Source organism: Tardiphaga sp. 862_B3_N4_1, from assembly GCF_051811085.1.
GTDB classification, from domain to species: Bacteria; Pseudomonadota; Alphaproteobacteria; order Rhizobiales; family Xanthobacteraceae; genus Tardiphaga; species Tardiphaga robiniae.
The window spans coordinates 1,896,397-1,915,589 of record NZ_JBPWQB010000002.1 but is presented as its reverse complement, the minus strand read 5'-3'; the positions used below and the strand labels follow the sequence as shown (position 1 = coordinate 1,915,589).

Genomic DNA, 19,193 nt, shown 5'->3' with positions numbered 1-19,193 from the left:
GCCTGGATGCACACATGTATACTTCAGCAAGACCGCCCGCGCTTGCGGACGCTTTCCGCCAGATACGTCCAGGCCTGCTTGCCGCTGGCGGGCTGTCTATCTTCATAAATCTCTTGGTGTTCGTTTCGCCGCTTTATACGATGCAGATCTACGATCGCGTGCTGACGAGCCGAAACGCGATGACGCTGTTGCTGCTTTCGCTGATCGCGCTCGCGCTTTTCATCAGTTACGCAGCACTCGAGCACTTTCGTAGCCGTGTTCTCGTGCAAACCGGAATTCGCTTCGACCATTTGCTGTCAGGAGAAGCTTTCGAAACGGCTCTCGCACAGGCAGTGCGCACAGGAAGCTCGCATCATGTTCAGCTGTTGCGCGACGTCGACACATTGCGCGACGTTCTATCCGGCGGCGTGATCACGTCTCTGATGGACGCACCCTGGACTCCGATTTTTCTCGGCATGTGTTTTCTGCTTCATCCATCGATCGGCATGGTTGCTCTGACAGGCGCGCTGGTCATCCTTGCGCTCGCCTTTCTCAATGAGCGCGCCACCAAAGCGCCGCTGATGGCGGCTTCGTTCAAGAATCTCCACGCTCTGGACCGATTGACGTCCTCGCTTCGTAACGCGGAAGCGATCCGTGGTCTCGGAATGGGGCCTGCCATACGCGCCGCCTGGGGCGCCACGCATGGACAGGCGCTCGTTGAAAGCGCCAAGGCCGGAGAACGCGGCGGAACGCTGCTCGCAATCTCGAAATTTCTGCGGATGGCGATTCAGGTGGCGATTATGGGCGTCGGGGCTTACCTGGCAATTCATCAGGAGATCTCGGGAGGCGTTCTCTTCGCTGCCTCCTTGATCATGGGGCGCGCGCTCGCACCGGTAGAGGCGGCTGTCGCGCAATGGAGAGCGTTCGTGTCGGCGCGGACGTCTTTTTCCCGCCTCGACGAGGCTCTGCGGACGCGGGCGACGGAAAGACAACCGACGCGATTGCCGCCCCCGGTCGGCAACATCTCCGTCGAGGCTTTGACCGTTATGGTACCGGGATCGCAGCTGGCGGCGATTTCCGATGTCAGTTTCCGGCTGTCACCTGGCGAAGTTGTTGCGATCGTCGGTGCGTCCGGTTCCGGCAAATCTTCCCTAGCGCGCGCGCTGGTTGGAGCCTGGCCAGCCGCACACGGTTGCGTACGCGTCGATGGAAATGACATCCGGCATTTCGAGGCCAGTTTCCTTGGACAAAGTTTCGGTTACTTGCCGCAGGATGTTGAATTATTCGCCGGGACCGTCCGCGACAACATCGCTCGCTTTCGTGACGGCGCGTTGGATGAACAGGTTGTCGAGGCGGCGCAGCTGGCTTCGGCGCATGCCATGATCCAGCGGCTGCCGCAGGGCTACGACACTGTCATCGGGGAAAACGGGGCGGGTCTTTCCGGCGGCCAGCGACAACGCATCGGGTTGGCCCGCGCACTTTTTGGCAGGCCCGTCTTTGTCGTGCTCGATGAACCGAACGCCAATCTGGACGGTGACGGCGATCGTGCTCTGGCTGATGCCATCCAAATGCTCCGTCAACAGCGTGTAACGATCGTGATCATCAATCACAGACCAAATCTCCTTTCATTGGTCGACAAGATTGTTTTCATGCATGACGGACGCATCGGGCGCGCGGGTACGCGCGAAGAGCTTCTTCCCTTGCTTCTTGGTGAGACCGTTGCGCCCATGCGCCGCGAACCGCGGATCGCAACAGAAAGCCACCGAGTTGATGGGGCCTCGCGCCACGCGCCGTTCCCAAGTTCGGTTCGGCCTGTCCATGTCACGAGGCAATGATGAAGATTCCCAAATTGCGAGCAGAGATTGCTGCTCAGGACGAACTGGCGCGACTCCTCAGACGTTTGAGCGATGGTGGCCACGCGTTTCGCAGGCCTGATGTCTTGCAACGATTTGTGGAGATCAAGGCGCAGTTGCTGATCTGGCTATCAAAGGTATGGCTGTCGATATTCCCGAATCGAGACGCCGGGAACGCAAATGGCGATCCATCGGGCGATTGGCGCACTCCGGCGAGACGCGGCTTTGGTATCGTGTTCCTGACCTTCGTAGTGTTTGGTGGTTGGGCTGGCCTGGCCTCCATCGATGGTGCCGTCGTGGCTGCAGGCTCGATCGTCGTCGAGAGCGACCGTAAGTCCGTTCAGCACCTGGAAGGTGGCATCGTCCAAAGCCTGATGGTGAGGGGCGACGCGCATGTCGAACAGGGACAGGTGCTGTTGCGACTCGATCCAACACAGGACCGGGCGCGGGAGGAGATGGCGCGTTCGGCCGTGTATTCGGCAATCGCGGAAGAGGCGCGTCTGCTTGCGGAAGCCGATGGGGCCGATACGATCACGTTTCCATCCGAACTGACGCAGAAGGCCTCCGATCCCTCTGCGCAGCGTGCCATGGGCGACCAGAAGCGGCGGTTCGAGGAACGCCGCGTCGCGCGAAAGATCGAGGTTTCGATCCTTGAAGAAAAGATCGGACAGGCGCAGCGCCAGATCCAGGGAAACGCTGCGCAAAGCAAGGCTGCACGCGCACAGTTCGACAGCATGGCGCAGGAATATACCAAGCTCAAGCCGCTCGCCGACCAGGGGATCGTTCCGTTCGCGCGGATTGCGACTCTGGAGCGTTCCAAATCCGACCTTGAGGGCCGAATTGGTTCATACGACGCCGACATCGCGCGCTTCGGACGGATCATCGACGAAGCACGGTTACAGATCAATCAGGTCGGGCAGAAAGTTCTGGAGGAAGCCACCGGTAAGCTTGCCGACACCCGCGCTCAGCTCGCTGACGCGCGCGAGAAGCTGCGCATGGCCGCAGACGTTCTCGGTCGGATGGACGTTCGCGCATCTCGCTCCGGACGTATCGTCAATCTGAAAGTCCACACGGTCGGCGCGGTGATCAAGCCGGGCGACGTCTTGATGGAGATCGTGCCGGACAACGACGTCCTCGTGGTTGCCGCGAAAATATCCTCTCTCGACGTCAATCACGTACAAATCGGCATGCCCACAGAAGTGCGGCTTCCCTCGTTCAAGGCTCGCTCGACGCCGATCGCCATCGGCGAAGTTCTTTCGGTGGCAGCCGATGCGCTTCGCGACGAAGCCACGCACCAGCCTTACTACGAAGTCAAAGTTTCAGTGCAAGTGACGAAATTTCCCGACAAAATTCGCGAGAAGCTCAAACCCGGCATGATGGCCGACGTCCTGATCGCGACTGGTGAACGCACCGTTCTTGCCTATCTCATGCAACCGATGACCGATGCGATACGGCGTGGCATGCGGGAGGACTAAGGCGGCCAACCGGCGTCGCGACTTGCCGAGGCATCGCCGGCGGCTTGGTTCAGCACAACCATCGTTGCCGCAACGCCTAGACATTGCAGATGTTGGAGCGTTGGATGAACGAGCGGGTGCGAAGGCAGCTGCGCATGCGGCGAGGCGACAGATATGTCGGGCTGGTATCTTCGCAACGGAGGTGAGGGAACTGGTCGCGTTGTCCTGCACTCGTACGCGCGTCGGTCAGGGCGCGGGCCAGTTGCATGCCGTCGCCATCTTGCGTCGGACGGCATTCAAGCCGACCAATTGAAACGTACTTTCATATGGTGGACCTTTCCCAACGTGGACTTTAACGAGAAGCTGGCCACCATCCGGCATTGAGCGGAGCAAGCGAACAACGTCGCCTGGAAAGGCAAGACCTTTCCCCGTTTCTAACGCCCGCCAGCGCTGTTCAACAACTGGCTCTTCGTTGATCCGGTGCGCGACCTTCACCTCGCCATCCGGGACCGGCTTCCAGGATCCCGTTGTGGAAATTATCAACTCCGTGCGATGGGCGCGACAATGGATGGCGAACGCGGAGGCAGCATTTTGCGATGCTGTGCGCGCTGTCATCAGCGCCTCAATCTGCGGCTGATAATCCACCGGAGAGGTGGTCTCGCTGATGATCCAGTTCGGACTTGGAGACGGCGTGGTAGCGTGGGTTTCGGTCATCTCCCCCAACAGCTCATCGACGCACTTCAAGCGCTCCATGCCTTCAAACTGTGAGCAGGTCTTCAGGCGATCTATGGCGCCACCGGTTTGAGCACACACAGTCTGGCTCATAACCAAGAGCACAGCCAGACCGAGAGTACCCGTGTCCTTCATGGGGACCGTCCCGCTGTTACGGCTTGCGGAAGATCAAGCCATTCCTGCGCCGGCTTAAACCGGCCGAGGCTCGGCACGCTGGCCCGCAGATTGACCTCTTTCCATTTCGGATCGAAACCAGAGGACTGCAACCGGTCGAAGCGACCAAACAGGTGATCGACAAGGCGCGCCACGCGCCGGTATCGGTCAGACTGTTGTGGCCAGTTATAGGCCGCAAGAATGGTGGGGACTGCAATCGTCGCTATCCGCTCACCTTTCGGCACCAGACTCGGATAGTCCGCCGCATCGATAGACGATGGAAGATAGTAGTCCTCAAATTTGGCGCCGTATTCGACGGGGAGGAACTTAAATCCGGGATCCCAGCGTCCCTTCAGAAAGGCGTCGACGGGCTTTGACGTCACAAACACAACGGCCGCGATTTCTCCGCGCTTCATTTGCTCCAATGCGACCTGGTGCGGAATGAACATTTTTTCCACGTTTAGTCCCAGCCGACTGAAGATCAGCGGACCGGAATAGGCGGCTGCCGTACCTTGCGTATTGAAATTGACCTTTTTTCCCTTGAGCTCTTCGAGCGACCGGATCTCCGGGCGGACGAATATGTGCAGTTCGGACGGAAAGAGGTTCAGAACGTAAACGATGCGCCGTTCGATAGACGGAACTTGAGCTTTATATTCCTCAAGAGCATCCGTGTTGATGATCGCCGCATCAACGCCTCTAAGATACAGCAGCGAATTGACGTTTTCCGTTGCTCCGCGCGTCACGATCGGGAGGACGTGAAGCTTATCCTCCTCGTTTACGACGCGAGCAATCTCTGCCGCGAGACGAAGCGGAGCCCCTTCAATGAGCCCGCCGGCGAGGCCGACAGTCCATGCATTGATGCGCTCTTTCGCGGCCGTTTCGGTCCTTTTCACCGCCGCCATAGCCTGCGTCTCGCGCGTCGGGAGAGATTGGGCATTGGCAGCCAGTTGCAGCCCGAACGCCGCTAATGCCATAGCAAATGAGAACTTGATGAGCGACATGCGAGTCTCCATTCTCGGAATGACCATCTACGCGTCACGAGCTGGCTGCTATTTCAGCGACTCAATCCTCGCCTTCGCATCCTCAATGCCGCCCGCCTGTGCCTTTTCATACAGTTCGAGTGCCTTTCTGGAATCACCGAGGACCCCACGTGCGCTCCACGATTTCAGCACGCGGGCGTCGTAGGTCTCCGCGAGCATAAAGGCGGCTCGCGCGCTACCATGTCCAAGAGCGTGTTCAAGCAATGGGCGCGCTCCGCTGATGTCAGCTTGCCGGAGCAATGCGTTCGCCCGAACAAGCAGTCTCTGTTCGTCCGCCACAGAATAGGGAGCGACACTCGCCAGCACGGTTGCCTCTGATGCCACGGGGACTTTCGACTCCACACTTGGTACGGCTTCGCGAGCGGTCGACCGTGCTTGCGGTGGCGTTTCCAACACGGACGATCGTTCCGCATATGAAGCGACGGCCTGAGTGGAAGCCCACTGCGGCAAGGCGCTCTTTCCCTCGGTCGTCTTCGCACGGGGCTCCGCCGCGTCTTCGTTCCGGCCAGTAGGGGCGGGTTGGCGCGAAGCGAGAGTCTGAGAAGCACTCACGGCAGCAAGCTGCTGGTTTCGAGCCTCCAGTTGGTTCTTAACAAGAGCAAGCTCCTGTACAAGTGCGTCAGCACGCTCGCGCTCGCTGGCAAGAGCTCGCTTCTGCTCTGCTGCCGTGGTGTTGCTGGCCTCCGTCGCCCGAAGCACCTCAGCGTGTGCCGCCGCGAGACGGCTGGCATGCTCCTCGATCTGCTGACGCGCCGAGGAGAGCTCGCGGGCGACTGCCTCGGTCCGGCTGCGCTCCTTTGCAGATGCGCGCTCTTGTTCGACCTTCGCAGCCTCGACGATCCGCGCAGCCTCCGGCGTCGCGGCACGCGCCGCGTCGAGTTCGGTCCGGAGAGAGATCAATTCACGCTTGAGGGCTTCCGTCCCGTCTTGCTGCTGTTTGAGCTGCTGTTCGAGCGCCTGCTTTTGCTCGATCTCTGCCGCGGTGGCTTTTGCGGCGTCCGAAGCTGCGATCCGCACCGTATCGAGTTCCGCCCGAAGGGAAGCATGGTCATGGGCGGGCGCGTCTGCCTTCCACCGCTCCTGCTGTTCGAGCGCCTGCTCTTGCTCGATCTCTGCCTCGGTGGCTTGCACAGCTTTCGAAATTACGATCCGCGCCGCGTCGAGTTCGGTCCGAAGGAAGGCAAGCTCACGCATAAGGTCGATTGTTTTGTCTCGCTCGTGTTCGAGCGCTTGCGTTTGCCTGATCCCTACCTCGATGGCCTGGGCAGATTCCTTGCCTGCCACCCGCGCCGTCTCGAGTTCCGCCCGGAGGGTCGCAAGTTCACCCGCAAGGGCGTCTGCCCTAGCTCGCTCTTGATCAAGCGCCTGTCTTAGCGTGGTGCTGGTCGCTTCAGCCGTCGACTGGGCCGCATTGAGTTCTGCTCGGGGGGGCGCGACAAGCACAGGTGCAAGGGCTTCAGCCCTGTTCCGCTCCCGTGTTTGAGAAGATTCGGAGGCCTGCGCGCGGAATTGGCTTTCACCGCATAGCCCATCCTCCGCAGCCCCAATGAGGACCCACAGAATGCAAGCTCCTACTGCAGACGAGGCACGCGCAGCGGTTCTGCTTGTTGCGCGGGAGCCCTCAACAGCTTTGGATCGCGGTAGCCAATGCGATGCTACCTCAACTGCCTGTGACCACATCGTGACAACTCAACTGAGCTTTTATGTGTGTCCATTTTGATGACACAGCCTTCATCGGCCGTTTGTCGATGTAGCAATGGAAGTAGTCACAACGAGGTAGGCGCACCAATCGCGGCAATTAAGTAGATCACGCCTGCATTGTCTGAACCATTCTTGACCCGCCTGTTCGCGCGCGATTACGCTATCGCGCACACTTGAGCCCGCACTCCCAGCACACTCAAGGAAACAACATGAACAGATCACTCGTCGTCTTCGCCAGCATGGCCGCCGTTGGGAGTATCTTGATGCTGAGCACCCAAACCAGCGGCGCTGTAGAAATCAATACGTCTGCCAAGACTTCTGCCAAAATGAACGCCAACGCCAAGGTGACCACTGCCGCCATCCGAATGCAGCCCCATCGGCTCGTTGTACAGGTTGACGTCAATGACCCCGCGACAATCAATCTCGCTCTCAATAATGTCAGCAATGTAGCTCAGCACTACAGCGAGATCGGTCAAAAGGTGGGGATCGAAGTGGTCGTTTTTGGACCCGGACTGCATATGCTGCGAGATGACACTTCTCCCGTCAAAGCGCGCATCAAATCCATGAGCGAAACCATGCCACAGCTGACCTTTTCAGCATGCGGGAACACCCGCGAGAACATGGCAAAAGCTGAGGCGAAAGATATTCCTCTCATCCCGCTGGCCAAGGTCACCAAATCCGGAGTGGTACGGATCATGGAGCTGCAAGAGCGAGGCTGGAGCTACTTGCGACCTTGATCCAAAGGGGCCTTTGCGATCAGCATCGCCTCGTTCCAATCTGTTGGATCTGTTGGTCGAAGATCAGGAACAGGACGACGTGATCGCTCGTTCGATGACCGGTCGGTTGACGGTCAAATGCGGGTCGATCACGAGATCGAGATGGCCGCCAGCAATCGGAATTACCTCCAGTTTTGCAAACAGAGAGTCCCATCCGAGGTGTGCTGGTGACCCTCGCCGGTTGCAAAGGAATAGCGTTCCGGTAATTGGCAAGCGAGATTTGGCACTCGCCACCCAGCGGCCGAATTCCTGCATCCGGAGAATCTCCTCAAGCTCCAACTTGAGCATGAAGCGGGTGCCGGCCAAACGCGTCCAGATCCTCGCATCGAGAATTCGACAGAACTTCACCTCCCAGTGGAGTCGAGCAACACATTTTGCGATAGCGCGACACAGCATTCGGTACATCGTAACCCGGTGTGATCTAACTCGTTGCAGCGTACGTGACAGGGTCTCCCGATAGTCACTCCTGCGGGGGCCGATATTCGTATCCAGAATGCCCAAAAATTTCACCGACCGGCCTTCCGCAATCAGCCGGGCTGCCACTTCAAATGCGACGCCGCCACCCAGCGAATAGCCGATCAGACGTATGTCGCCGCGAGGATGAACGGCGTTAATCTGTTCCAGAGCCAACGTCGCCATGTGGTCGACCGAGCCGCATCCGGTCAGGGCAGACGTCAGATCCGGGTAGCGGATCGGGATCACATGAGCCGTCTTGCTCAGCTGCGCCCCGAACGCCGCCAGACTCGGACCGTAACCTATCGAGCCTGGCAACATCACCAGATGAGGCAGGAATTCCCCGGCGGCTTGTTGCCGCTGCGATCGGCCACCTGCAGCGACGATCTGAATCATATCGGCTGCGCTCATGTCCACCGTGAAAGCTTCCATGTTGAGCTCTTGGCCGACCAGCTCTTCCAGCTCCATCACGCATCGCAGAAGCTTGAGGGAATCGCCACCTGCCTCGTCCCAGCGGCTGGCAACGTCGGTCGTACCTAGGATCCGCGTCCATACCTGCGCCACTATTTTTTCGGCTTGCTTCACTTCACCCGCCCCTGGGGGCTGAGGTGAGGCTGGACCTCTTCGGCTCTCGGTATCCAGCACCTTGAGTTTCGCGACGTCTATCTTTCCGCCGGCGAGCCGCGGAAGCTCTGCGATTTCATGCAATCTGGTGGGATGCAATGCGGTCGGAAGCGTCTGCCTGATGACGTCCCGAACATCAGTCGTGAATGTTGCTTTGGCCTCGACACCTCGCGATGCAAAAATAACCAGCTCGCTTGAATCGGTGACGATGGCGACGGCGTCGCTCACATAGGGAATTCTGCGTACGACGACCTCGAGTTCAGCCGGTTCGACACGCCGTCCATTGATTTTGAGCTGACGCCCCTTTCGTCCCAGCATCTGCATCAATCCGTGCGCATCGACAGTAACAAGGTCGCCTGTCGGGAAGATGCGGCAACGGTCGTCATCTGGATCCGGTAATGCAGGGAGCACCTGACCGTTCTCCCAGTAACCAAGCAGCACATGCATGCTCTTGATGATCAGCTCTCCGACCTCGCCGGTGGGCACAGGCACTCCGTTGTCGTCGACGACGGCAAACGACATTCCGGGAAGCAAATAGCCAACCGGGGGTATGCTGAAATCACTTTCCTTGCAGTCGTCGGGAAGAAACCACTGCGTGCCGGTGGTTTCGGTCGACGAATAGCTGATCTGAATGAAGCAGGAGGGCTTCACGACCTTTCGGACGAGCGCGACATCCGTCCACAGCACCTTCTCGCCGCCGATACGGACAACCCGGAGCGACTCGAAATCACCGGTTTCGCTCGCGGTAATCACTGCCCGCAGAAGAGCGGGAACGATGTAGGTGATCGTTATCTGCTCCGATCGGATCTGACGCAACACGCCGCGAAGGCCAAGGGCCTCGACATCCGCCATATGCAATCTTGCGCCGGTCAGCAAGGCCGTGAGCATCTCTCTGGTGCCCGCAATGGTCGTAGGGCCGCTCAGAGGCATGAAGACGTCAGTGGCGTCTATGTGGCATGCATCCGCATATTGCTGGACGCGCTGGAGCAAGCTGCGCTGGCTATTCACAACACCCTTTGGCTGTCCGGTACTACCCGAGGTGTAGAGCACAAGGGCAGGTGCATCCACCGAGATCGGCTCAAGCGATGGGGCGTCATCGAAAAGTTCGTTCGCGTGCGTAATATCGATCCAACGCAGGCCGTCTTCGTCGATCCATTTGGTTGAGCTACTGTCCCCCTGGCCGATCAGTACAGAAATCTGTGCATTTGCAACGATGTGGGCAAGTCGCTGGTCCGGATCGCGCGGATTGAGCGGCACCAGGGGGCGCCCTGCGGCCATACATGCAAGCATGGCGATCGGATGCCAGATCGAGTGGCGCAACAACAGGCCGACGGCCCGCCCCTCGGGAGCCACCGCTGCAATCGCCTGGGCCAGCGTCAAAACTCTGATCAGAAAATCCGAATATGTGATTTGGCGGGTGTCATCGCTGATGGCTACGTTGTTCGGAAATCTCTTTGCCACCGCATCCAGATGCGTGATCGCGGGCACGCCGGCAAATTCGACGCCCATACGATTGAACGGGCGATCGACAGGCCCGCCCAGGTCGAGGGGCAATTCGGGAGGTTTCATCCAGAGGGCTTGTGCAGGCTCGCTTGAATCTCCGGAAAGTGCGCGCCCGCCAGCGAACGTTTTCGCGCGTTTCGCCAAGGATCCATCGGGAAATCTCTGAAGTTGCATGACGGTACTCACCGTTGCGGGATGGAGATCGTAGGCCACACGTCGGCTATTGACGTCCTTCGAGTGAATGATAGGGCTGCACCAATTTTCCGGCCTCTATCCAATTACCGCGCTATTCAGCGGCGGCGGGCCGACGAAACTCTACAAAGGCAAAGAGCAGGCCGGCCGTCATGTTCACGCGTTTGTAGATGTAGATCGCCATTGCCATGTTCCAGGCTACATTCGTCACGGCCGTCGCAACGGCGGCACCCATCACGCCAAAGAAAGCAATGCCGATCGCACAAGCGACGACGTTCATGACGGCTCCGATCGCCGTGATTGCGGCTGCTGCCCGCTCGTGCCCTGTCATGGTCAGAAGATTTTGCTGGGGACCAGTGGCAGCGGCAAAGATCTGTCCAACGACGAGAATTTGGGCGACCGGAGCTGTCGCAACGAATTCCTCGCCAAAGAAGCGGAGTAACGGTACCGTCAGCAACAAAAGTGGAAGTGCCAGCACGACTGTCCCCGCCAGCGACAGAACAGTCGCTCGGGCAAACAGACTCTGAAGCGCTGCCTCATTCCGATGCGCGTGAAGCTTCGAGACGTTTGGTGAAAAGAAAGTCCCTACTGCCATCCGGGGGAGAACAAGAAAAAGAGCTAAATTCAACCCCAGTGCAAAGATGCCGGCCTCGTGGGCATCGCCGGTCCAGCCGAGGATAATCACGCCGGCGCGGCTCATGAGAACCTCAACTCCAATCAGGATCATGACAGGACAGGCGAGATGCCACCAGTCGCGAGGTGCATAAGCCGGCACCGCCGAGCGTAGTTGTGGCGGCCAAAGCTTCCGCATGCTCAGTCCGACGATGGCCGCTGTGACGGCAGAGCTTGCCATCAAAGCGATCAAAACCGTTGTCGCATCGATTGGCGTGACGTTGAGTGCCACGGCAAGCAGAAGCAGCGCGACCATAAGGCCATCCCGAACGAAGCGTTCGGGCGCAATTGCCGAAATGACGCCACCCAGCGCGCGTACCGTAGCGGAACCGAGAACGTAAAGCGCGACCAATGGGACGGTCGCCATGCCAACCGCCAGACTGATAGTCAGCTCCCGATGAAGCGTCTCCGACAGGAATAGTGCGGTGGCGACTCCGCAGATCGCAATCAACATCCCAACCAACAATGATCGTCCGAATGCAAATTGAATGACCCCGCGCGCCAATGGCCACTTTCCGGTCGCGCTATAGGCCGGCACATATCGTAGCAGAACCGTGTTGAACCCGAGTCCCGCGATGTAAGAGAGAAGGGTCGTCCAGGCCAAGACGTATGAATAGATACCGTAACTCGTCGCTCCTATCGTACGGGCAATGACAAGTTGAGCCACGCACGTCAGCCCGGCGCCGCCAACATAGATAACGAACGCCCACAGACTTGCGCTGGCCATGCGCCGAGCGAGCTCGGGTTGAGCCGGAGCTGTGAAAGCTCCGATTGTCTCGGGCGTCGGCAGGGGTGGCGTGAACTTCTCGGCATAAGGTTCAAAACTTTCCTCCCCTGGGTCGGGTGACGAGCTGACCGCTCCGTTGGGCCTGAACTTACTCGAGACCTCTTCTTCGATACGGTCGAGAGCCCTGGACATCAGGCCGGGATCAAGCGAGTTGATGCAGATCACCCGTTGATGCTCGGCCGCGAGTAATGAGCCAACGTAGTCAGTAATCGGCTTTGCCTTGAGAAAGGTCGCTACGTCAGGCTCGAACCATTTCTCCATGTAGGTTTTTTGGTGTACTCGCTCATGGAGGCGCTTTTCCAACAGCTCCTTCGGAGCATCAAACCGGATCAGCAGATCGGATTGTGTCCTCATGCCGATTGCACGAGCGATCGTCTTCTCGTCTGCTCGGCTAAACAGGGCCAAGGTGCAAACGATCTGCACAAAGCCCTGGTCGAACAAGACGATGCGATCTGACTTGTGCGAATCTCTCCACACGCAGGAGAATCGGACGACGTATTGGCTAAGCCTGATCCTCCAAACGGGATTATTGGGTGGCATTAGTCGGAGCAACTCTTTCGCTAGACGCAACCCTCGGGCATTTGCGATAGGACGGCACAAGATTGCGATGGTGGCGAAGATCGCGAGAGTGACGCGCTGCAGCGCTGGAAGAAATCCACCAAAGTTCAGAAGATGATTGGATAGATGCGGCAACGTAAGTACGAGGTCGACCTCATACCCGCGGTCACGCAGGCGTTGAGCGAGTGCCCGACTAAAGGTTGTTTTGCCAGCGCCTGGTGGACCGAAGGTCTCGATAATCATGCTGCCCTCAATCGCTTCTCAACCAATTGCGGGGGTTCAGTTTGGGTGATCCGGAGCGTTTCAGCTCGATTGCGTCTCCGCGCCACGTTCGCCACGTGATTGCTCTCTTCGACCGCCGGCAGAGTGCGCCCCAAGTCCTCTTGACCAGCTGCTGTGCGCGCTCACCGAACTGGTCCTGCTGTAGCGGCTCGACACGAGTTAAGACCGACGAGAATCTCGTGTTCTGGGCAGGGTTGAGATGTTCTGTCCGAACAAGTTGATGCAGCGCAGTCTGCGCCGCCTCACGATCGGTGCTTCCAGAGTGAATGGCGAGCAAAACGTGGTCAGCCCAACTCGCCAGAAGTCTTGCTTCCGGGGCTTCCAGCAGCGAAGGTCCGTCGATGATCACGAAATCATAGGTGTCGCTCAGCTGTCGGAGCAACGAAGGAATCTTGGGGTCGGCGAGAATCCGAAGCCGATGTCCCCCAAACGATGTGGCGGGCAGGTAGTCAATTCCGGACTCATGGATATGTTCGATCGCGTCTGCAAGTGGACGGCCATACGCCAGTACACTGAGTAAGTTGGCGCTCTCGCCACTCGGTCGACGAGTGAATTGGCCAAAGTCAAGGAGTAGAGTGCGCCACCCGAGCCGGGCAGCGTAAAGACCAAGGCTCCATGCAAGTGTGGTCTTGCCTTCCCCACCGATGCTGGAGCTGACGAGGACAACACGCTGCGATCGTGGGGTTGCCGGGTCGGAGGCCAGTATGGATACCAGAATGGAGCGGATTGCTCTGGCATAGTGGCTCGCAGGCTCCTCCAAAACATAATGCGGCTGCTTGCCTGGCTCCAGTGGAATCGAAGGTATCAGTCCGGCGCATGGAATACGCAGAGCTTCAGCGGCGTCGGCTTCCGTGTGCAGGGTCCGATCGAAGTGATTCAATACGACTGCGAGAACACAAGCCAGCAGAGCGAAGATAATTGCCGCAGGAGGAATCATAAGTAGCGGGTGTAATGAGGTCGGTCGTTCTGGCGGTGTGGCCGTGGCGAGAATACTGACGTCTGATTGCGCGGTCAGACCTTTTGCGGTGAGCTCCTGCCGCCGCCGCAGAAGCGTTTCAAACTGTTGCGCCAGCGTGGTGACCTGCCACTCCAGCGCGGCGTCCCGTGAGGGAGAGGGCAGGCCAAGACGGGAGGCTTTTAGTTCCTCCTCCGCCTTTGCAAGGTCACGCTGAACTTTGGATGATTGTGTCGCAAGGGAGCTCAAAGCATACTCCACATCGCTTTGCTTCTGACGCGCGACCTCGTCGACATACGATTGTGCCACCGTATTGGCGATTTCCGCCGCTCGTTGCGGATTGGCGGCCATAGAAGTAACGGCGATGATTCTGGAGCGCCGCTCCTGACCAACCTTCAAGCTGCGCTTTAGAGCAGCGAGAGCCGACCCGTCATCGGGCTCGTGGTTCTTGCCAAGTAGCAGCTCCTTGGTTGCTGACCATGTACGACCAAAGAGCGTGCGCAAGCTTTGCATCCACGTTCGTGACCCCGTTTCAGCACCGTGCCTCGCATCTTCGAGAGCGCGGAGCGTTGGAAGGAGTCTCCGCAGATAGGCGTCGGAAAGCAGCACCGTGACATGTGTGTCGATGGTGGATTCCTCGGCGGCCGGTGTAGGTGCTGCGGATGCGCCACCGGCATTCAAGGCATCGACTGCGCCGGACTGTCGGACGTCAACAGCAAGTTGTGCCGTCGCCAGATAAGAAGGAGACATAAGAAGGCCGGCTACTCCAGCTAGCAAGGCGCCGACGACAATCATCCTGACGACAAGCCGCCTGTACTTCCGCACGCTATCCAGCACGCGATTCAAAGACTGGAGACCGTCATTTGAAGCCAGGGATTGTTCCGTCAGGCGCCGCCCAAGTTCGTCCTCTGCCATATCCGGCGAAAGAGCCTGCAGGGATCGAATACGTCTTCCTACTAACGCTTCCATAGCTCGCTCCTCTACTGTGCGGGCTCGAGGGTATCTGTCGATCGGCACGTACTCTGTTCAACCATCATTCCTAGCCATGATTGCAACATCAGGACGGCCCATAGCATTCGCGAGTGATCGCGATTGCCACTCAGATGATCCTGCCAGCAGCTCTGGACTCGTTGTACGTCCAGCAAATTCTGGCGGTTAAGGCGTGATTCGGAGAGCAGGTCTGCAGCCCATGAGCGCAGGGGGCCTTTCAACCAGGCGCCGACAGGCACGTCGAAGCCCTGCTTGGGTCGATCTATCAAGTGGCGCGGCAAGTAACGGCTGAGAACCTGCCGCAAGATCCACTTGCCCTGTCCGTCGCGCACCTTGGCCGTGTTCGGCAGCCGCCAGGAGAATTCCACGACGCGATGGTCGAGAATTGGACAGCGCGCTTCCAGGCCTGTCGCCATGCTGGCGCGATCGAGCTTCACCAGAATGTCGCCGGGGAGATAACCGATCATGTCCCGTACAATGAAGTCGGATAGAAGATCGTTCAGCGGCGGCACCTTAGCCGAATCGGTTACCTGCTCCGGGGTCAATTGCAGCTCGGAAAGCCGCATAACTTTCCGGTACATGTCGTCGGCGTCATTGCCTGCAAACAGTTGCGCAAGGCGGTTAATCCGGTCGCTTCCGATCATCCGTCGCAGGCGGCCTGGAAGAGGCAACGCGTCAGCGATGTCTTCCCGCAAACCGCGGGCGAGCAATGACACACCCATTGCCGCCGTTCGCCGAAGTGCTCGATTGGAGTTAAGAAGGGGAGCCAGACGGGCGGTCAAAAGATGCCTGGAATATCCAGCAAAACATTCGTCTCCGCCGTCACCGGAGAGGACAACAGTTACATCCCGGCGGGCGAGGCGAGATAGCAGCAGCGTCGGAATCTGCGATTCGTCGGCGAACGGCTCGTCCCAAATACGGGGCAGTTCGGGAATGACATCCATGGCCTCCGAGGGAGTGAGACGTAGCTCCGTGTGGTCCGTGCCGAGGTGACGAGCCACAGCCGCGGCACTGGCCGCTTCGTCGAAGGCGGGCTCGCCGAAACCGATAGTGAACGTGCGGACGGGCCGGGCGGATTGGGATTGCATCAGGGCGACGACAGTTGAACTGTCGATGCCACCGGACAGGAACAGCCCGATTGGCACGTCGGCAACCATGCGCTCACCGACAGCCTCGCGAAGCAGGCCATCAAGATGCGACACGAGCTCGCCATCGTCCGCGGAAACGGGGTTTCTTCGGCCGTGCTTTGCGATGTCGGTCAGCGACCACCAAGTGCGCGCCTTTGCCCGAAGCGCTGCAGCATCCCGAGATGCCAGAAGTTCATCGGCGCCGAAAGATAGAATGTTGCCGGGCGGAAGTTTGAAGACGTCTTTCCATATACAATGTTCATCCGGTAGCCAGCCGCGAGCGAGAAATTCAGCGACCCCGCGCGGATTGACCTCCGCAACGAAATCGGGGAACGCGTCGATCGCCTTCAACTCTGAAGCAAAGACAACGGCATTTCTCGTTCTGGCGACGTATAGGGGCTTCTTTCCCATTCGATCGCGGGCCAGATGGAGCGTACGGGTCTGCCGATCCCAGAGGCCGATTGCGAACATGCCGTTGCAGCGCGCCAGGGCAGCCTCGAATCCCCATCTCTCGATCATCGCGAGCAAGACCTCGGTATCGCTGCTGCCGATGAAGTTCTGGCCGAGGCGTTGAAGCTCCTGTCGCAACGACGGATGATTGTAGATCTCACCATTGAATGTGATGACGAATCGGCCGCTCTCGGAAAGCATCGGTTGTCGCCCCGCGTCGGTGAGGTCAACGATGGAGAGCCGGCGATGCCCGAATGCAATCCCGGCGTCACGATCGCACCATGAACCGTGGGCATCGGGTCCGCGATGGTGCAAACGATTCGTCATTCGGCCGATCGCATCCAGATCGGCGGATCGGGAAGCTTTTGGCATCTGAAGAATTCCGGCGATTCCACACATGATCTAGCTTCCGATACGCGTGTGCGGCGACGGCGGGCGCGCCGATCCAAGGATCAGGCTGAGAGCAAACGCGAACCACACGATGGGATGACGCAAGATGAAATGGCTGATGCTGAAAATGGCCAGCGCAGCGAACAATGCTGCCAGGGCATCGAGCTTCGCGCGGAACATGAGCATGAACGTGCCTGCGAAGAGGCCGCAAACGGCAATCACAGCGAGCAGGCCACCTTGCGTAAATATATCCAGCAGTGTGCTATGGGCTTCGAAAGGAGTTGGAAGCGCCTTGTTATTGGCGACGTTCGGCTTCTCGAGATGCGGGCCTGGCCCCAGCCCGAGCGATCCGGTTTCCAGCCCTCGACGGAGTGCATCTTCCCAGAGTTGCAGTCGCAGGGACGCGGTGCGCTTCGTTGCCTCGCCGCCACGGTCCTTGGCCAGACTGATTGCCAGACCTTCAAACTCATCGGCGGTCGCAACGGCATACGGTGCTAATGCGAGCGCCAGAGGGACGGCGGCGGCGATGACCAGAACCGCGACCACCGACCGGAAATTTAGTCTGTGCTGTGGCGAGGTCAGCCAACTGCGCAAACGCAGCAAAGAAAAGATCGCGGTGGCAATCACCATCGCAACAAGAAATGTATCGCTTTTGGTCAGGCGCCCGACGGCGAAGGTTAGCAGGCAACTGAATGATGCCGCGATGCGGCCAAACCCTTTGGCCGATAGGGCAAGGCTGAGAGACAGCGGCGTCAAAACGGCGCAATAGAGAGCGATCTGATTGGGATTCTCCGCCCAGCCTCGAAATCGATCCCAATACCATGGATCGACCGACGGCAGGCTGATGATGGACCAGCCCGCAGCGATCTGAAGGACCAGTGCGATGTTCCAGAAAGCGAGCAGGAACCATTGGGTTTGACGTAGGGCAGCGTTGGCTTCCATCGTTGCGACGATGAGGCAGGTCAAAGCTGCCACCAACAGATACGCGAAGGTGTCGTGCAACATCGTAGGAAGGTCCAGCTCCTCGCTCAGATAGGCCACGCATGTCCCTATGCTCAGGGCGAGTGCAAGACAGGCCCAAAACGCACCGATTCGGAGCAAAGCTGTCGCGTTGTAAATCTGGCCGGTAACGATGACTCGCAATGAGACGAAGGCTAGCCACAGGACAAGACAGACCTCGCCAACACCCAGCGGAATTCCGGGAAGGCGCAGCTGTGAAGCTGTCGTAAGCACGATGCCAAAAGAAAGAAGCGCATTGGCGATCATGATGATTTCCCGCTGTGCTGGCTAACCCTTCGATCTTCATGGGCGTCGCGAGACAAAGCAGCCGGATCTTCGCTTCGCCTCCCGGTGAAAATCAGCTTCCTGTAAAGATCGGCGTAGCGGTCAGCCACGACGTTCAGGTCGAACTCACGGCGCACGAGCGCGATCGAGCGCTGTCCCATGCTCTTTGCGCGGGCAGGATCCTGGAGAAGATCGAGAATGGCTGCGGCGAGCGCACGCGGGTCCCGGGGCGGCACCAAATGGCCATTGCAGTTCTCCACCACAACATCGCCGCAGCCTGGCATACGCGTGGCGACAATAGGCACACCCGCCAATCCTGCTTCCAGCAGAACACGGGGGATTCCTTCCCGATACTCCGTCGGGAAGGCAAAGACATTCGCGATTCCGAGAAGCGCAGGAACGTCGGATCGCGCACCGAGAGCGATTACGTGTGGTGCGTATCGATCAATCAAAGCCTGATCCACGGCAAAAGGACCTTCGCTCTCCCTTGGACCGACAAGCAAGAAACGAACGCGGTGCCGCGCTTCGCGGACAATCGCCGCCGCATCCAGAAGCGTGGGTATGCCCTTTTGTACGGTCAGTCGGCTCACAGTCATGACGACTTCGTCGTCACCGAGTCCGAGTTCTGTACGAAGTTGTGCGGTGGACGGCGCCTGAGCCCGCGCTGTGTCGAAAGCATCGACATCGATTCCCGAACTTCCGATCAGTACAGCGGGGCTGCTGCCAAGCAGACGATAGCGGCGGAAAAAGTCGCCATCCTCCTTGTTTTGAAATACCGTTGCCGAGGTCCAGCAGGCGGCCAACCGCTGCAGCGCTAGGTAAGCTGGCCTGAATGCAAGAGCTTTCAGCTGTGCCGAGGAGAATACCCAACCCATTCCGTTGATGGTGCGCACAATGGGGACTGCGCCTCTCACCGCAAGAGGAGCAAGCAGATTTGGTTTGGTATCGAACGTTTGAACAACGTCCGGTCGAATGCCACGCACAAGCTGTGAGAGCTGGCCGACAGCTAGGCGGTCAGCAACCCGTGCACCGAATCTATTGAAGTCATAGCGATGATACTCGATGCCGCTATTTGAGAACGGGAGTGCGGCGCCAGTACCGGCAGCGCTCACCCGAAAGCCACGACTGCGCAAAGCTGCCAGAAATGGGATCCGTAGGGCATGATCCTCGCCTCCCACACAAAGCACATGCAACGTCATGCTAATCCTTTCGGTCGCAATCGGAATGCAGCCCAGTCG

General features: G+C 58.8%; 12 protein-coding genes. 3 read left to right on the top strand and 9 right to left on the bottom strand.

The annotated features are described in order from the left end of the window. Window positions 1-14 precede the first annotated feature (14 nt). Window positions 15-1,814, top strand: a complete 1,800-nt coding sequence (locus AB8B02_RS26355; protein ID WP_184512812.1) for a type I secretion system permease/ATPase — start codon at window positions 15-17, stop codon at window positions 1,812-1,814. Further along, entirely contained in the window at window positions 1,814-3,307 is a 1,494-nt protein-coding gene (locus tag AB8B02_RS26350) for an HlyD family type I secretion periplasmic adaptor subunit (protein ID WP_231078473.1), read from the top strand. Before AB8B02_RS26355 ends, AB8B02_RS26350 begins: the two co-directional genes overlap by 1 nt. 225 nt (window positions 3,308-3,532) lie before the next feature. On the opposite strand, the gene AB8B02_RS26345 is transcribed toward AB8B02_RS26350, so the two are convergent. The 3 genes from AB8B02_RS26345 to AB8B02_RS26335 are packed head-to-tail and all read right to left on the bottom strand — an operon-like array spanning window position 3,533 to window position 6,495. Beyond that, window positions 3,533-4,153, bottom strand: coding sequence for a hypothetical protein (locus AB8B02_RS26345; protein WP_439065573.1), 621 nt, complete (start codon window positions 4,151-4,153; stop codon window positions 3,533-3,535). Continuing rightward, complete coding sequence (locus AB8B02_RS26340; RefSeq protein WP_439065572.1) at window positions 4,150-5,172, bottom strand: TAXI family TRAP transporter solute-binding subunit; 1,023 nt, start codon at window positions 5,170-5,172, stop codon at window positions 4,150-4,152. The genes AB8B02_RS26345 and AB8B02_RS26340 overlap by 4 nt, the downstream gene beginning before the upstream one ends. A 48-nt stretch (window positions 5,173-5,220) precedes the next feature. Next, window positions 5,221-6,495, bottom strand: a complete 1,275-nt coding sequence (locus AB8B02_RS26335; protein ID WP_439065571.1) for a hypothetical protein — start codon at window positions 6,493-6,495, stop codon at window positions 5,221-5,223. 626 nt (window positions 6,496-7,121) lie between these two features. Between AB8B02_RS26335 and AB8B02_RS26330 the strand changes: the two genes are divergently transcribed. Beyond that, a complete protein-coding gene (locus tag AB8B02_RS26330; RefSeq protein ID WP_439065570.1) occupies window positions 7,122-7,649 on the top strand; it encodes a DsrE family protein in 528 nt (175 codons plus the stop codon). A 63-nt stretch (window positions 7,650-7,712) separates the two neighbouring features. Here the strand turns inward: AB8B02_RS26330 and AB8B02_RS26325 are convergent, their stop codons facing one another. The 6 genes from AB8B02_RS26325 to AB8B02_RS26300 all read right to left on the bottom strand — a co-directional run bounded on the left by AB8B02_RS26325 (window position 7,713) and on the right by AB8B02_RS26300 (window position 19,154). Then, the gene (locus AB8B02_RS26325) at window positions 7,713-10,442 is read right to left on the bottom strand and encodes an AMP-binding protein (RefSeq protein ID WP_439065569.1); all 2,730 of its coding nucleotides are present in this window, start codon (window positions 10,440-10,442) and stop codon (window positions 7,713-7,715) included. A gap of 112 nt (window positions 10,443-10,554) precedes the next feature. Continuing rightward, window positions 10,555-12,720: an oligosaccharide flippase family protein gene (locus AB8B02_RS26320; protein ID WP_439065568.1), complete on the bottom strand. Its 2,166-nt coding sequence runs from the start codon at window positions 12,718-12,720 to the stop codon at window positions 10,555-10,557. A gap of 7 nt (window positions 12,721-12,727) precedes the next feature. Then, a complete protein-coding gene (locus tag AB8B02_RS26315; protein WP_439065567.1) occupies window positions 12,728-14,683 on the bottom strand; it encodes an AAA family ATPase in 1,956 nt (651 codons plus the stop codon). 11 nt (window positions 14,684-14,694) lie between these two features. Next, window positions 14,695-16,680, bottom strand: coding sequence for an asparagine synthase (glutamine-hydrolyzing) (asnB, locus tag AB8B02_RS26310; protein ID WP_439065566.1), 1,986 nt, complete (start codon window positions 16,678-16,680; stop codon window positions 14,695-14,697). A gap of 3 nt (window positions 16,681-16,683) precedes the next feature. After that, window positions 16,684-17,937, bottom strand: a complete 1,254-nt coding sequence (locus AB8B02_RS26305) for an O-antigen ligase family protein (RefSeq protein WP_439065565.1) — start codon at window positions 17,935-17,937, stop codon at window positions 16,684-16,686. Beyond that, window positions 17,934-19,154 carry a glycosyltransferase gene (locus AB8B02_RS26300; RefSeq protein WP_439065564.1) on the bottom strand — a complete coding sequence of 407 codons (1,221 nt, stop codon included), beginning with the start codon at window positions 19,152-19,154 and terminating at the stop codon, window positions 17,934-17,936. The genes AB8B02_RS26305 and AB8B02_RS26300 overlap by 4 nt, the downstream gene beginning before the upstream one ends. Between the last annotated feature and the right edge of the window lie 39 nt (window positions 19,155-19,193).

Excerpts from the sequence above, each read along its gene's own strand:
- AB8B02_RS26340 (WP_439065572.1), bottom strand. The coding sequence starts at position 5,172 with ATGTCGCTCATCAAGTTCTCATTTGCTATGGCATTAGCGGCGTTCGGG.
- AB8B02_RS26350 (WP_231078473.1), top strand. The coding sequence starts at position 1,814 with ATGAAGATTCCCAAATTGCGAGCAGAGATTGCTGCTCAGGACGAACTG.
- AB8B02_RS26300 (WP_439065564.1), bottom strand. The coding sequence starts at position 19,154 with ATGACGTTGCATGTGCTTTGTGTGGGAGGCGAGGATCATGCCCTACGG.
- asnB (WP_439065566.1), bottom strand. The coding sequence starts at position 16,680 with ATGTGTGGAATCGCCGGAATTCTTCAGATGCCAAAAGCTTCCCGATCC.
- AB8B02_RS26330 (WP_439065570.1), top strand. The coding sequence starts at position 7,122 with ATGAACAGATCACTCGTCGTCTTCGCCAGCATGGCCGCCGTTGGGAGT.
- AB8B02_RS26325 (WP_439065569.1), bottom strand. The coding sequence starts at position 10,442 with ATGCAACTTCAGAGATTTCCCGATGGATCCTTGGCGAAACGCGCGAAA.
- AB8B02_RS26315 (WP_439065567.1), bottom strand. The coding sequence starts at position 14,683 with ATGGAAGCGTTAGTAGGAAGACGTATTCGATCCCTGCAGGCTCTTTCG.
- AB8B02_RS26320 (WP_439065568.1), bottom strand. The coding sequence starts at position 12,720 with ATGATTATCGAGACCTTCGGTCCACCAGGCGCTGGCAAAACAACCTTT.
- AB8B02_RS26305 (WP_439065565.1), bottom strand. The coding sequence starts at position 17,937 with ATGATCGCCAATGCGCTTCTTTCTTTTGGCATCGTGCTTACGACAGCT.
- AB8B02_RS26345 (WP_439065573.1), bottom strand. The coding sequence starts at position 4,153 with ATGAAGGACACGGGTACTCTCGGTCTGGCTGTGCTCTTGGTTATGAGC.
- AB8B02_RS26355 (WP_184512812.1), top strand. The coding sequence starts at position 15 with ATGTATACTTCAGCAAGACCGCCCGCGCTTGCGGACGCTTTCCGCCAG.